General features: G+C 60.0%; 13 protein-coding genes. 6 read left to right on the top strand and 7 right to left on the bottom strand.

All coding sequences use genetic code 11. The features are described from left to right. The first annotated feature begins 8 nt into the window (after positions 1-8). The 5 genes from pqqA to pqqE all read left to right on the top strand — a co-directional run bounded on the left by pqqA (position 9) and on the right by pqqE (position 3,317). The gene (pqqA, locus tag ACQRBT_RS11820) at positions 9-83 is read left to right on the top strand and encodes a pyrroloquinoline quinone precursor peptide PqqA (protein WP_003194766.1); all 75 of its coding nucleotides are present in this window, start codon (positions 9-11) and stop codon (positions 81-83) included. 70 nt (positions 84-153) lie between these two features. Further along, positions 154-1,065: a pyrroloquinoline quinone biosynthesis protein PqqB gene (gene pqqB / locus ACQRBT_RS11815; protein ID WP_244384971.1), complete on the top strand. Its 912-nt coding sequence runs from the start codon at positions 154-156 to the stop codon at positions 1,063-1,065. Positions 1,066-1,169: 104 nt separating this feature from the next. Continuing rightward, the gene (pqqC, locus tag ACQRBT_RS11810; RefSeq protein ID WP_060757260.1) at positions 1,170-1,922 is read left to right on the top strand and encodes a pyrroloquinoline-quinone synthase PqqC; all 753 of its coding nucleotides are present in this window, start codon (positions 1,170-1,172) and stop codon (positions 1,920-1,922) included. Further along, positions 1,919-2,194, top strand: a complete 276-nt coding sequence (pqqD, locus tag ACQRBT_RS11805) for a pyrroloquinoline quinone biosynthesis peptide chaperone PqqD (RefSeq protein WP_060757259.1) — start codon at positions 1,919-1,921, stop codon at positions 2,192-2,194. The genes pqqC and pqqD overlap by 4 nt, the downstream gene beginning before the upstream one ends. After that, positions 2,187-3,317, top strand: a complete 1,131-nt coding sequence (gene pqqE / locus ACQRBT_RS11800) for a pyrroloquinoline quinone biosynthesis protein PqqE (protein ID WP_060757258.1) — start codon at positions 2,187-2,189, stop codon at positions 3,315-3,317. The genes pqqD and pqqE overlap by 8 nt, the downstream gene beginning before the upstream one ends. A gap of 5 nt (positions 3,318-3,322) precedes the next feature. Here the strand turns inward: pqqE and ACQRBT_RS11795 are convergent, their stop codons facing one another. From ACQRBT_RS11795 to ACQRBT_RS11785, 3 genes are all read right to left on the bottom strand, one after another. Further along, positions 3,323-3,481, bottom strand: coding sequence for a YqaE/Pmp3 family membrane protein (locus ACQRBT_RS11795; RefSeq protein ID WP_003228885.1), 159 nt, complete (start codon positions 3,479-3,481; stop codon positions 3,323-3,325). 95 nt (positions 3,482-3,576) lie between these two features. After that, complete coding sequence (locus tag ACQRBT_RS11790; RefSeq protein WP_060757257.1) at positions 3,577-3,897, bottom strand: helix-turn-helix domain-containing protein; 321 nt, start codon at positions 3,895-3,897, stop codon at positions 3,577-3,579. A 289-nt stretch (positions 3,898-4,186) separates the two neighbouring features. After that, a complete protein-coding gene (locus ACQRBT_RS11785) occupies positions 4,187-5,449 on the bottom strand; it encodes an aspartate aminotransferase family protein (protein WP_412047490.1) in 1,263 nt (420 codons plus the stop codon). Between the two features lie 209 nt (positions 5,450-5,658). On the opposite strand from ACQRBT_RS11785, the gene ACQRBT_RS11780 reads away from it, so the two are divergent. Further along, positions 5,659-6,558 carry a LysR family transcriptional regulator gene (locus ACQRBT_RS11780; protein ID WP_090368407.1) on the top strand — a complete coding sequence of 300 codons (900 nt, stop codon included), beginning with the start codon at positions 5,659-5,661 and terminating at the stop codon, positions 6,556-6,558. 226 nt (positions 6,559-6,784) lie between these two features. Here ACQRBT_RS11780 and ACQRBT_RS11775 read toward each other — a convergent pair whose 3' ends face one another. The 4 genes from ACQRBT_RS11775 to ACQRBT_RS11760 form a co-directional block, all read right to left on the bottom strand. After that, positions 6,785-8,563: an acyl-CoA dehydrogenase C-terminal domain-containing protein gene (locus ACQRBT_RS11775; protein ID WP_244700816.1), complete on the bottom strand. Its 1,779-nt coding sequence runs from the start codon at positions 8,561-8,563 to the stop codon at positions 6,785-6,787. Positions 8,564-8,683: 120 nt separating this feature from the next. Then, positions 8,684-10,456, bottom strand: a complete 1,773-nt coding sequence (locus ACQRBT_RS11770) for an acyl-CoA dehydrogenase C-terminal domain-containing protein (protein WP_412047489.1) — start codon at positions 10,454-10,456, stop codon at positions 8,684-8,686. A gap of 90 nt (positions 10,457-10,546) precedes the next feature. Further along, positions 10,547-11,836 (bottom strand): GGDEF domain-containing protein, encoded by a 1,290-nt coding sequence (locus tag ACQRBT_RS11765; protein ID WP_412047488.1) that lies wholly within the window; start codon positions 11,834-11,836, stop codon positions 10,547-10,549. 206 nt (positions 11,837-12,042) lie between these two features. Next, the gene (locus ACQRBT_RS11760; RefSeq protein WP_060757251.1) at positions 12,043-13,848 is read right to left on the bottom strand and encodes a phenylacyl-CoA dehydrogenase; all 1,806 of its coding nucleotides are present in this window, start codon (positions 13,846-13,848) and stop codon (positions 12,043-12,045) included. Positions 13,849-14,134 lie beyond the last annotated feature (286 nt).

The raw sequence follows: 14,134 nt of genomic DNA, 5'->3' as shown, positions 1-14,134 counted from the left end.
GTATGAATATGACCTGGTCCAAACCTGCTTACACTGATCTGCGCATCGGTTTCGAAGTCACCATGTACTTCGCCAGCCGTTAATCCGCTGGGTAATACAACGCCTCGGTTCGCCCGGGGCGTTTTTGTTTGAGCTTTGCTTGATGGAGCGACCATGTTTGTCCAGATTCTAGGTTCCGCCGCCGGCGGTGGTTTCCCACAGTGGAACTGCAACTGCGTGAACTGCGCAGGTTTTCGTGATGGCAGTCTAAAGGCCCAGGCCCGCACCCAGTCGTCCATCGCGATCTCCGACGATGGCGTGAACTGGGTACTGTGCAATGCCTCGCCGGATATCCGGGCGCAACTGCAAGGCTTTGTCCCGATGCAACCCGGCCGTGCTCTGCGTGACACCGGCATCAGCGCGATCATCCTGATGGACAGCCAGATCGACCACACCACCGGCCTGCTGAGCCTGCGTGAAGGCTGCCCGCACCAAGTGTGGTGCACCGACATGGTCTTTGAGGACCTGAGCACCGGTTTCCCGTTGTTCACCATGCTCACCCATTGGAACGGCGGCCTGGTCAGGAACCGCATCGAGCTGGACACCGGCTTCACCATCCCGGCCTGCCCAAACCTGCGTTTTACCCCGTTGCCACTGCGCAGCGCTGCGCCGCCCTACTCGCCACACCGCTTCGACCCGCACCCAGGCGACAACATCGGCCTGATCGTCGAAGACCTGCGCACCGGCGGCAAACTGTTCTACGCCCCGGGGTTGGGCAAGGTCGACGCGCCGTTGCTGGAGATCATGGCCGGTAGCGATTGCCTGTTGGTGGATGGCACGATGTGGGATGACGATGAAATGCAACGCCGTGGCGTCGGCACTCGCACCGGCCGCGAGATGGGCCACCTGGCGCAGAACGGCCCCGGCGGCATGCTCGAAGTGCTTGCGCAGTTGCCTGAACAGCGCAAGGTACTTATCCACATCAACAACACCAACCCGATTCTCGATGAAGACTCCCCCGAGCGGGCCGAGTTGGTGCGGCGCAATGTCGAAGTGGCTTACGACGGCATGAGCATCGAACTGTAGGAGCTGGCTGCCCGCGAAAAATCCAAGGGCACCGCGCTCATTCAGAATGCCCCGTCATCGTTAACCACCTTCGCGAGCAAGCTCGCTCCTGCAGGAGACCTCTTATGACTGAAAGACCGATGAACACCGCAGAATTTGAAAAGGCCCTGCGGGCCAAGGGCGCCTTCTACCATATCCATCACCCGTACCACGTGGCGATGTATGAAGGCCGAGCCACTCGCGAGCAGATCCAGGGCTGGGTCGCCAACCGCTTCTACTATCAGGTGAATATCCCGCTGAAAGACGCGGCCATCCTGGCCAACTGCCCGGACCGTGAGATACGTCGCGAGTGGATTCAACGCCTGCTGGACCACGACGGCGCACCCGGCGAAGACGGTGGGATCGAAGCCTGGTTGCGCCTGGGCCAAGCGGTCGGTCTCGACCCCGATCAACTACGCTCCCAGGAATTGGTGCTGCCCGGTGTGCGTTTTGCGGTGGATGCCTACGTCAACTTCGCCCGTCGCGCCAGCTGGCAAGAAGCCGCCAGCAGTTCGCTGACCGAGCTGTTCGCCCCGCAGATCCACCAGTCGCGCCTCGACAGTTGGCCGCAGCATTACCCGTGGATTGATCCAGCCGGCTACGAATATTTCCGCACGCGCCTGGGCCAGGCCCGTCGCGACGTGGAGCACGGGCTGGCGATCACCCTGCAGCACTACACGACTCGCGAAGGCCAGGAGCGCATGCTGGAAATACTCCAGTTCAAACTGGATATTTTGTGGAGCATGCTGGACGCCATGAGCATGGCCTATGAACTCAACCGCCCGCCCTATCACAGCGTGACCGAGCAACGGGTGTGGCATAAAGGGATCACCCTATGAGCTTTGATCGCAGCAAAAAACCGACCTGGCGCCAAGGCTATCGCTACCAGTACGAGCCTGCGCAAAAAGGCCATGTGTTGCTCTATCCTGAAGGCATGATCAAGCTCAACGACAGCGCCGCCTTGATCGGGGGGTTGATCGACGGTGAGCGCGACGTCGCGGCCATCATCGCCGAGCTGGAAAAACAATTTCCCGGTGTGCCTGAACTCGGTGAAGACATCGAGCAATTCATGGAGGTCGCCCGTGCTGAGCACTGGATCAACCTTGCCTGAAAAACCCGCTGTCGGCCTGCCGCTATGGTTGCTCGCCGAGCTGACTTACCGCTGCCCGTTGCAATGCCCGTATTGCTCCAACCCGCTGGATTTTGCCGAGCAGGGCAAGGAGCTGAGCACCGAGCAGTGGATCAAGGTGTTTCGCGAAGCGCGGGAAATGGGTGCGGCACAACTGGGGTTTTCCGGCGGTGAACCGCTGGTGCGCCAGGATCTCGCAGAGCTGATCGCCGAGGCACGCCAGTTGGGGTTCTACACCAACCTGATCACCTCCGGCATCGGCCTCACCGAACAGAAAATCAGCGACTTCAAAAAAGCCGGCCTGGACCATATCCAGATCAGCTTCCAAGCCAGCGATGAACAGGTGAACAACCTGCTGGCCGGCTCCAAAAAAGCCTTCGCGCAAAAACTGGAAATGGCCCGTGCGGTCAAGGCCCATGGCTATCCGATGGTGCTGAACTTTGTCACCCATCGGCACAATATCGACAAGATCGACCGTATCATCGAGCTGTGCATCGCGCTGGAAGCCGACTTCGTCGAACTCGCCACCTGCCAGTTCTATGGCTGGGCACAGCTCAATCGCGTGGGGTTGCTGCCGACTAAAGAGCAGTTGGTGCGCGCCGAACGCATCACTAACGAATACCGTGCCAAGCTTGAAGCCCAAGGGCACCCCTGCAAGCTGATCTTCGTGACCCCGGATTACTACGAGGAGCGCCCAAAAGCCTGCATGAACGGCTGGGGCAGTCTCTTTCTGACGGTGACACCGGACGGTACCGCCCTACCCTGCCACGGCGCCCGACAGATGCCGGTGCAATTTCCGAATGTGCGCGATCACAGCATGCAGCACATCTGGTACGACTCGTTCGGCTTCAACCGCTTTCGCGGCTACGACTGGATGCCCGAACCGTGCCGTTCGTGTGACGAAAAGGAAAAGGACTTCGGCGGCTGCCGCTGCCAGGCCTTTATGCTGACCGGGGATGCGAGCAATGCCGACCCGGTGTGCAGCAAGTCCGAGCAGCACGGCATCATCCTGCAGGCGCGGGAGGAGGCCGAACACGCTACTCAGACCATTGAGCAACTGGCCTTTCGCAACGAGCGCAACTCACGACTCATCGCCAAAGGCTGACGGCCTCAGCGCTTGGCGATGATGTACACCGCATGCACGATGCCCGGGATGTAGCCGCACAGGGTCAGCAGGATATTCAGCCAGAACGCGCCGCCGAACCCCACTTGCAGGAACACGCCCAGTGGCGGCAACAGGATGGCAATGATGATACGAATGAAATCCATAGGGTCAGCTCCAAGAAATCGGCTCGTGTGAGCCGTGTAGCTAATCGACCGTGGGGGTTTGCGAGGGTTCAGTGGGTTCTGGCATTGGGCCATCTTCAAGCCAGAATTTCCAACCCGTGCTTCTTTACGATGCTCAGCAACTTGAGCGCCATGCCGCTGGGCTGTTTCTCACCAGATTCCCATTTTTTGACCGTGGAGGCACTGGTGTTCAAGTAACGCGCGAAAACAGGTTGGCTCACATGGCTGCTTTCACGCAGCTGCTTGATCTGTTCGGCTGGAATTTGCGCCGGGACCGTTGCAAGGCACATCTCGTCGAACTCACGTAGAGTGGTTTTGCTGATTGCCCCTATCGAGTGCAGCGCCTGGGCCGATTTATGAACAGATTCCAGCGCTTCACTTTCATACTTTTTGATCATGATGTATCTCCACAAACTCCTTGAGGTCCAGTAGTTGCTGGACTTGTGCCGCGCTTAAAGCTTCCCACAAACATACCACTCAGTGGTATAGACTAGAAACGCGGGCACGCAAAATCTCTCTGCCCCCTCGTCGGCAGTCCTTGCCGACGCTTGCCAAAAAGCCATTGTTTTCACTGATGCTCAATCAACAATTTCAGTCCAAAAATTTCGCAGACAAAAAAACGCCCCCAGCCAAAAGAATCAGGCTGGAGGCGCCGCGTAGGCCGCGAGACGGTTCAGGAATAAGGGATTAAACGGCGATGCCCTTGCGGCATTGCAGTTGTGCGGTACGCACGCGAGAAAAGGCGCGGGCCAGACGCAGGAGCATTTCGTCGATGTTGCCTTTGCTCACGGTCAGCGCCGGAGTGAAGCGCAGGCAGTTGGGTTGCGGGGCATTGAGGATCAGACCTTCGTGCAGGGCGGCCTTTACGACGGCATCCGCAGAATCATCCGACAACGTCAGGCCCCACATCAGACCCTGGCCGCGTAATTGGCCGTGGTCGTAACGGTAGGCCAGGCGGGCGAGACCTTCGCCGAGGTAACAGCCAGACTCACGCACCTGCTCCAGGAAACCGTGCTCCAGCACCGTATCGAGAACCGCCAGACCGGCCGATGCCATCAGCGCATTACCATGATGCGTGCCCTCCAGCTCGCCGACCTCGAAGCAGCAGGCTTTGCCGCGCGCCAACAAGGCCGCCAGCGGCACGCCACCGCCCAAGCCCTTGCCGAGCATGATGATGTCGGCGCGTATACCGTACTGCTGTTCAGCAAGTAAGGCGCCACAGCGACCGATGCCCGTTTGCACTTCATCAAGAATCAGCAGGATGCCCAGCTCACGGCATAGGCGCTCAACCCCCTTGAGGTAGTGCTCGGTGGCGGGAATCACGCCGGCTTCGGCCTGGATAGGTTCCAGCATGATGGCGACAGTACCGGCATCCACGGCGGCGTGCAGGGCGGGTAGATCGTTGAACGGCACATGGCTGAACCCAGGCAACTGCGGTTCGAAACGGTTGTCACAGCCGCCCGACGACGCCGACATGGCCGCGAAGCTGCGGCCATGGCAGCCGTTGCCGGCGGTGATGATGCGATAAGCACTACCCCGATGCAGTTGGCCCCATTTGCGCGCCAGCTTGATCGCCGCTTCGCAGGCTTGCGCGCCGCTGTTGAGCAGGTAGCCCTGGTCGCTGCCGGTGTGTTCGCACAGGCGGTCGACGAGGTTGAGTTGCAGGCGGTTGTACAGGCCATTACCCGGGTTGATCAGTGCTTGAGCCTGATCCGAGAGCGCCTTGATCAATACCTGCGGGCTGTGGCCGAGGCTGTTGGCGGCACCGCCCTGGCTGAAATCGAGGTAGGCGCGGTCATCACTGTCCCAGAGCCAGGAGCCCTGGCCACGTACGAACACCTGCGGCGGGCGCGCAACGGTGGGCATCAGGCGCGCGCTGGAAAGGTCATTGCCGGCAGTGTCCAGAATCAGATCGTCCAGGCTCGGCGCGGGGCGACGGAACAGATTCACAGCTCACCTCCAATAGCAACCCGACCTTGATCGGTGCAGGGTGCCGACGCTGCCTTGCGGTTTTTTGTCTTGCCTATGTAAACGCTATCAACATAAACGCTGTTCATTGCCCGATCCGGCCCTGTACGCCCTGTGAATAGGCGCTAGACTAGGCGTCTGCAGGGCCGACGGCCATTTCGATTTTCCAGCTTTTTCGATAAGTAAGTCTTATGGATTTCAAGCAACTGCGTTATTTCGTCGCGGTGTATGAGGAAGGCCACGTAGGCCGTGCCGCTGAACGCCTTTCGATCTCTCAACCGGCGTTGTCGCAACAGATCCGCCAGTTGGAACAGAACCTGGATGTGGGCCTGTTCGAGCGCAGCAGCAAGCGCCTGTTACCTACCCTGGCCGCTCATACGTTGTACAACCATGCCTTGCCGCTGATCGATGGCATGCAGCAAGCCGTTGAAGCCTTGGGCAACTTCAAGGGCCAGGCGATGCGTACCTTGGCCATCGGCGTGCTGCAGACGGTGCACACCAGCCTGGTTCCGCAAATGCTGGAGCGTGTGCGCAAGGCGCAGCCTCATTTGGTCGTGCAAATCTACGAACTGACGGGGCTTGAAATTGAACGGCGCCTGCTCAACGGTTCGTTGGACATTGGAATCAGCTATCTGCCGCCACGCCAGCCGGGGCTGCACGGCACGCTGCTGTATGAGGATGAATTGAAGGTGGTGATCCCCGAAGACCACCCCCTGCGCGAGTTCAAGAAAGTCTCGCTGAAACAGGCGGCCGAATTACCGATGTTGCTGTTGGGCGAAGAGTTTCAAGTGCGCCAGATCTGGCAAGGCCAACTGTCCAACCTCGGGCGGCGCCCGCAAGTGCAGGCAGAGCTCAACACCATGGTGGGCATTCTCGACAGCCTGCCCCACAGTAAATTGGCCACGGTGCTGCCAGGGCGCTCCCAGGACGAGCACAACAGCAAGGCCTTATTGTGGAAACCCTTGAGTGAACCCAGGGTACCACTGAAAGTGGGCTTGGTGTGCCGTGATCTACAACGACAGCAGGCGACCGTGGCCTTGCTGCGCACGCTGCTGGAAGGCGTGATGAATGCCCCGCAGGCAAGCGCCTGACTTTTTCGCGGGCAAAAGAAAACCCCGCCGAAGCGGGGCTTTGCAGACTGTTTCCCTGACATCCATTTCACTCCGCCGTCCTGGCAGAATCCTACGTGTCCGTGTTGTTGCTTTGCGCTTCCTGCGCGACGTCCATGTGAAGTAGATTATCGGTGGATCCAATTTGGCGATAGAGGACGAATAGCAGCACGTCATGTAAGAGATTGCTTACACGCCCTCCAAGCCGTTAGAACTGTGCCTCATCCAGCAAATACAGCGATTCGCTGCCCGCTTTTACCGACGCGCTCAATGAGTGGATACGCGGCAACAGGCGTGCAAAGTAAAAGCGCGCCGTGCCCAGTTTGCTGGCGTAGAAATCTTCTTCAGCCTCTTTGCCCAGCGCTGCCTTGGCCATGCGTGCCCACATGTAGGCGTAGGCCATGTACCCAAACGCGTGCAGATATTCCACCGACGCCGCGCCGATCTCATTCGGGTTGGTCTTGGCGCGGTCCAGCACCCAGGCGGTCAATTCATCCAGGTTATCCACCGCCGCGCTCAGTGGGCGGGTGAACTCGGCCAGTTCGGCATTCGCCGTGGCGATGAACTGACGGACTTCGTCGGCGAACAGGCTGTAGAACTTGCCACCGCTGCCCACGATCTTGCGCCCCATCAGGTCCAGAGCCTGAATGCCATTGGTCCCTTCGTAGATCTGGGTGATGCGTACGTCGCGCACCAATTGTTCCTGGCCCCACTCGCGGATGTAGCCATGGCCGCCGAACACTTGCTGGCCGAGTACGGTAGTTTCCAGGCCCAGGTCGGTGAGAAACGCCTTGGCGACCGGGGTCAACAACGCCACCAGGTTATCGGCGCGTTCGCGAGCGGCGGCATCTTCGCTGAATTTGGCGATATCCAACTGCGTCGCCACATAGGTGGAGAACGCACGGCCGCCTTCGTTCGCGGCCTTCATGGTCAGCAGCATGCGCCGCACGTCCGGGTGCACGATGATCGGGTCGGCGGCCTTGTCTTTGGCTTGGGCTCCAGTCGGTGCACGGCTTTGCAGGCGATCGCGGGCGTATTCAATCGCGTTCTGGTAGGAGCGCTCGCCGGACGCCAGGCCCTGGATACCCACGCCCAGACGCTCGTAGTTCATCATGGTGAACATCGCCGCCAAGCCACGGTTTGGCTCGCCGACCAGGTAGCCCACGGCTTCGTCGAAGTTCATCACGCAGGTCGCAGACGCCTGGATGCCCATCTTGTGTTCGATCGAGCCGCAAGTCACCGGGTTACGCGCGCCCAGGCTGCCGTCGGCATTGACCATGAACTTCGGCACTAGGAACAGCGAAATCCCCTTGGGCCCCGCCGGTGCATCCGGCAGCTTGGCCAGCACCAGGTGGATGATGTTTTCGGTGAGATCGTGCTCGCCACCGGTGATGAAGATCTTGGTGCCGCTGACCTTATAGGAACCGTCCACCTGAGGCTCGGCCTTGGTGCGGATCATCCCCAGGTCCGTACCGGCATGGGCTTCGGTCAGGCACATGGAGCCGGCCCACTCACCGGAATACATCTTCGGCAGGTAAGCGGCTTTCAGCTCTTCACTGGCATGGGTATTGATCGACACGCAGGCGCCGGAAGTCAGCATCGGATACAGGCCGAACGCCAGGCTCGACGAGTTGATCATTTCTTCGACTTGCGCCGACACGGCTTTGGGCATGCCCATGCCGCCGAAGACAGGGTCACCCCCGACACCAACCCAGCCGCCTTCAGCGTAGGTTTTGTAGGCCTGTGGGAATCCATCCGGCGTGCTGACCGCACTGTCCGCCCAGCGGCAGCCTTGCTCGTCGCCACCCCGGCTGAGCGGCGCGATGGACTTGGCGGTCACCTTGCCGGCCTCTTCGAGAATGGCCTCAACAGTTTCGGCATCCACGGTGTCCGCCAATGCCGGCAATTGGGCCCAAGTATTGGCGACCTCAAACACTTCGTTGAGGACGAAGCGCATATCACGCAGCGGCGCTTTGTAATCAGCCATGGCAAACCTCGTGAGAACGTGAAAAGTGATTCGATAGGGATCGGTTTTATGAGCCCTGAGTGTACCCGAACAACTTTTAAGACACATAGGGTCCACTTGTGACTGATTGGTATTTTTAAGTCACTCCAATGCAAATGCTTGCGCAGACAGACTCATCAGGCACTCGCTGCCGGCTTCCACGGCGGCGCGGTGGCCCGTTGTACGGGGCAGCAGGCGCTTGAAGTAGAAGTCGCAGGTGCCCAGCTTGGCCTTGGCGAACTCGATGTCGTCTTGCGCTTGCGCGGCAATGGCCATACGCAGCCACAGGTACGCCAGGATGATGTAGCCGCTGTACATCAGGTAATCCACGGCCGCAGCGCCCACTTCATCCGGGTTTTTCAGCGCCGCCATACCGACTTTCATCGTCAACTCGCCCCACTGCTGGTTCAACTGGTCGAGCTGCTCCACATGGGCCTTGAGCTGCGGATGTTCGGCATGCGCCGCGCAGAACTTATGCACAATCCTGGTAAAGCCACGCAATAACTTGCCCTGGCTGCCGAGCACCTTGCGCCCCAGCAAATCCAGCGCCTGGATGCCGTTGGTGCCTTCATAGATCGGTGCAATCCGCGCATCCCGCGCCAATTGCTCCATGCCCCACTCGCGGATGTAGCCATGGCCGCCGAACACCTGCATACCGTGGTTGGTCACCTCCAGCCCGGTCTCGGTCATGAAGGCTTTGCAGATCGGGGTAAGGAAGGCCAACAGGTCTTCAGCGGCCTGGCGCTGCTCGGCGTCGTGGCTCAGATGCGCGGTGTCGAGCAATTGCGCGGTGAAGTAGGTCAATGCGCGGTTGCCCTCGTTGAAGGCTTTCATGGTCAGCAGCATGCGCCGCACGTCGGGGTGCACGATGATCGGGTCGGCGGCCTTGTCCGGTGCCTTGGCGCCGGTCAGCGAGCGCATTTGCAGGCGGTCGTTGGCGTATTTGATCGCGCCCTGGAAACTCGCTTCACCGTTGCACAAGCCCTGCATGCCGGTGCCCAGCCGTGCGTGGTTCATCATGGTGAACATGCAGTTGAGGCCTTTGTTGGCCTCGCCAATCAGAAAGCCCCTGGCACCGTCGAAGTTCAACACACACGTGGCCGAGCCCTTGATCCCCATCTTGTGTTCGATGGAGCCACAGTGCACCGCGTTACGCTCACCCGAGTCCGCATGGAACTTGGGCACGATAAACAAGGAAATACCTTTAGTGCCCGCTGGCGCATCGGGCAGCTTGGCCAGCACCAGATGGATGATATTGGCGCTCATGTCGTGCTCGCCGGCCGAGATGAAGATCTTGCTGCCGGTGACCGCATAGCTGCCGTCCGCCTGTGGCACGGCGCGGGTCTTGATCAGGCCCAGGTCGGTGCCGCAGTGGGCTTCGGTGAGGCACATCGTGCCGGTCCACTCGCCGGCGGTGAGTTTGTTCAGGTAAGTGGCTTTCTGCTCGTCGGTGCCATGGGCGTGGATCGCCGTCATGGCACCATGGGTCAGGCCGGGGTACATGCCCCAGGACGTGTTGCTGGAGCCGATCATTTCGCTCAGCACCAGGCCCAAGGATGGCGGCAGGCCCTGGCCGCCGTAGGCCGGATCGGCCGCCACGCCGTGCCAGCCGCCGTCCACATACTGGGCGAAAGCTTCCTTGAAGCCCTTGGGGGTGGTGACCACGCCATTGTCGAAATGGCAGCCCTCTTCATCACCGCTGCGGTTGAGCGGTGCGAGCACGTTTTCGCAGAATTTGGCGCCTTCTTCGAGGATCGCACTGACCATGTCCGGCGTGGCATCAGTAGCCCCCAGCGCCGCATAGTGGCCATGGAAATCAAACACGTTGTCGATCAGAAAGCGCATGTCGCGCAGGGGAGCTTTGTAGTCAGGCATGGCGATGTCTCCGGCAGCAGATACTTTCAACCTACTGCCGGCCAAGACTGCAAACAATCACTGTAGAACCGCTGAATACGGCGCCATCACTCAACCGGCAGCGCGCTCCATACGCACCGCGCCACGCCGGGTCTGCCCGGCCGCGACCACGCAATTACGCCCGGCCCCCTTGGCGGAGTACAGGGCTTCGTCGGCGGATTTGAGCACCTCTTCCGGCGTGCGCTGCTCGGCCTGGCGCTCGGCCACGCCGATGCTGACGGTCACCGACACACTGGACGCCCCGCTGCCTGTGCGACGCTGACGGCCCTGATGATCGTCATGGGGACGGTCCGGGTTGCGCAACTTGATGTCGTAGTTGGCAATGATCTCGCGGATCTCTTCCAGGTGCGGCATGCACTCATCCAGGGTCTTGCCGGCAAACACCACGGCAAATTCTTCACCGCCATAACGGTAGGCACGCCCGCCGCCATTGACCTTGGACAGCTTGCTGGCGACCAGCCGCAGGACCTGGTCGCCCACGTCGTGGCCATGGGTGTCGTTGAAGCGCTTGAAGTGGTCGACGTCGCTCATCGCCAACACATAGTTGCGCCCCAGTCGCTGCATGCGTTCGTTGAGCGCGCGCCGCCCGGGCAAGCCGGTCAGTTCATCGCGAAACGCCATTTGATAGGCCTCATGGGCCACACCGGCGGCAATCATCAGCATCACCTGGCTGCACATGATGTTCAGCGTGAACGGCAGGATGAAGGTTTGCGGCAACATCCAGAACATTCCCAACAACCCGACCAACTGCGCGGCGTGCAACGGACGCGGCTGGTACCAGTACTGGGCGGCCAGGGTCAGGAAGCCGACCAGGAACATCGGGTAAGAGAGTTGGATCAGGCTCATCCAGCTGCCATGCAGCGCCGGCCAACGAATTTCCGCCAGCCAGCTCAGCAAGGCCTGCGGGAAACTCTGCTCCAGGGCCAGCGCAACGCTGCCCACGGCGATCAGCACCGCACACCGGGCAATGAAGTCGCGAAACAGGTGGGTCTTTTCCTGCCACAACGCGTAGATGCTGAACAACAGCGGCAACAGCAGGCAACACAGATGAAACACCACGGCGGCATCTTCACGCACGCGGCCATTATCACGGTAAAAGTCCGTCTGGGTGTCCAGCAAGAAGTAGGTGATATACACCGTGATCATCAGGAACAGTTCACGCTGGCGCCGATACACCGCGCAATACGAACCACCGAGCAACAGCACCAAGGTCGGCAGCACGTTGAACAGCGAAGTGAAGAAGACATTGAGGTCTTTGACATACGCAGCCGAGAGCCCGGCCAGCAATAGCAGCAACGAGGGGAGAAAATGGCTGAAACGTACAGCGGACGCGCGTGACAAGGGTAAAGCTCCGACCCGCCGATAAAGATGGCACAGTGCCTTCACTGCGCACAGTTAAGCACATTCAATGTGACCTGTATCACATTGCCATCACTGTAACGGCAGCCAACCCCAATCCCTGAGTGCTGCGCTGTGTTTTTTATCGCACCCAATAAAAAACCGCCACTCCCGAAGGAGCGGCGGTTTTCAGGAGAACCCGGTAAGGCTTAGTAAGCCAGGCCGAAGTTCTCTTCTTTCATGTCCATCAGGTTGTTGGCGCCCGACAGCATGGTTGCAACGTGAGTGCGGGTACGCGGCAGGATGCGCTGGAAGTAGAAGCGCGCAGTCTGCAGCTTGGCGGTGTAGAACGCCTCTTCGGTGGTGCCGGCAGCCAGTTTTTCGGCGGCCAGGCGCGCCATGTCGGCCCAGAAGTAAGCCAGGCACGCGTAACCGGAGTACATCAGGTAGTCCACCGAGGCGGCACCGACTTCTTCACGGTCTTTCATCGCGGCCATGCCGACCTTCATGGTCAACTCGCCCCACTCTTTGTTCAGTGCAGCCAGCGGTGCGACGAACTCTTTGACGGCTTCGTTGCCTTCGTTGGCCTGGCAGAACTTGTGCACGATCTTGGTGAAGCCTTTGAGCGCTTCGCCTTGGGTCATCAGCACTTTACGGCCGAGCAGGTCCAGGGCCTGGATGCCGGTGGTGCCTTCGTACAGCATCGAGATGCGGCTGTCGCGAACGTTCTGCTCCATGCCCCACTCGGCGATAAAGCCGTGGCCACCGTAGATCTGCACGCCGTGGTTGGCCGCTTCAAAACCGACTTCGGTCATGAACGCCTTGGCGATCGGCGTCATGAAGGCCAGCAGGCCATCGGCCTGTTTCTTGGCTTCGTCGTCGGTGCCGTACTTGACGATATCCACTTGCTTGGCGGTGAAGTACACCATCGCACGGTTGCCTTCGGCGAAGGCTTTCATGGTCAGCAGCATGCGGCGCACGTCAGGGTGCACGATGATCGGGTCGGCCGCTTTGTCCGGCGCTTTCGGGCCGGTCAGGGAGCGCATTTGCAGGCGGTCACGCGCATATTTCAGGCCGCCCTGGAAGCCGATTTCAGCATGGGCCAGGCCCTGCAGTGCGGTTCCCAGGCGAGCGGTGTTCATGAAGGTGAACATGCAGTTCAGGCCTTTGTTCGCCGGGCCGATCAGGAAACCGGTGGCCGCGTCGAAGTTCATCACGCAGGTAGCGTTGCCATGGATGCCCATCTTGTGTTCCAGGGAACCACAGGTCACGGCGTTGCGCTCACCGATCGAGCCGTCTGCATTCGGCAGGAACTTGGGCACGATAAACAGCGAAATACCTTTGGTACCGGCCGGTGCGTCCGGCAGGCGCGCCAGGACGATGTGGACGATGTTATCGGCCATATCGTGCTCACCGGCCGAGATGAAGATCTTGGTGCCGGAAACTTTGTAGGAGCCATCAGCCTGAGGTTCGGCCTTGGTGCGCAGCATGCCCAGGTCGGTGCCGCAGTGCGGTTCGGTCAGGCACATGGTGCCGGTCCACTCGCCCGATACCAGCTTCGTCAGGTAAGCCTCTTGCTGCTCAGGCGTGCCGTGTTCGGAGATGGTGTTCATTGCACCGTGGGACAGGCCAGGGTACATGCCCCACGACCAGTTGGCCTCACCGACCATTTCGCTCACGGCCAGGCCCAGGGACTCCGGCAGGCCTTGGCCACCGTGCTCCACATCATGGGCCAGGCTTGGCCAGCCGCCCTCGACGAACTGCTTGTAGGCTTCCTTGAAACCAGTAGGGGTCTTAACGCCTGACTCGCTCCAGGTACACCCTTCGATGTCACCCACGCGGTTCAACGGTGCCAGCACTTGCTCACAGAACTTGGCGCCTTCTTCAAGAATGGCGTCAACCATGTCCGGGGTAGCGTCCTGGCAAGCCGGCAGGCTCTGATAGTGCGCTTCATAACCGAGCAGTTCGTCACGAACGAAGCGAATATCACGCAAGGGGGCCTTGTAGTCAGGCATAGCGATAAACCTCTGCTGATGTATCTGGGATGAACAACCGCGTGGATTTGTTGTGGCGGTCAAACAGGTGTTTGAAACATACGTTTACGACCTGGGGTTGTCAAGCATCGTCCAGGCGCCATTTGTCATGACACGCATCAACGACACGCACGGCAGGGCCTGCGGCGTGTTGCCACTGTCAAAGGAGTTTAGAAGTTCGTCAGGATGACGTAGAACAAATGTGGGAGCGGGCTTGCTCGCGAAAGCGGTGTGTCAGTCAATCCATCAAAGACTGATCCACCGCTTT

Origin of the sequence: Pseudomonas sp. R19M (assembly GCF_050312585.1) — a bacterium.
In the GTDB taxonomy this organism is placed as follows: Bacteria; Pseudomonadota; Gammaproteobacteria; order Pseudomonadales; family Pseudomonadaceae; genus Aquipseudomonas; species Aquipseudomonas palleroniana.
This window is presented reverse-complemented; position numbering and strand designations above follow the sequence as displayed.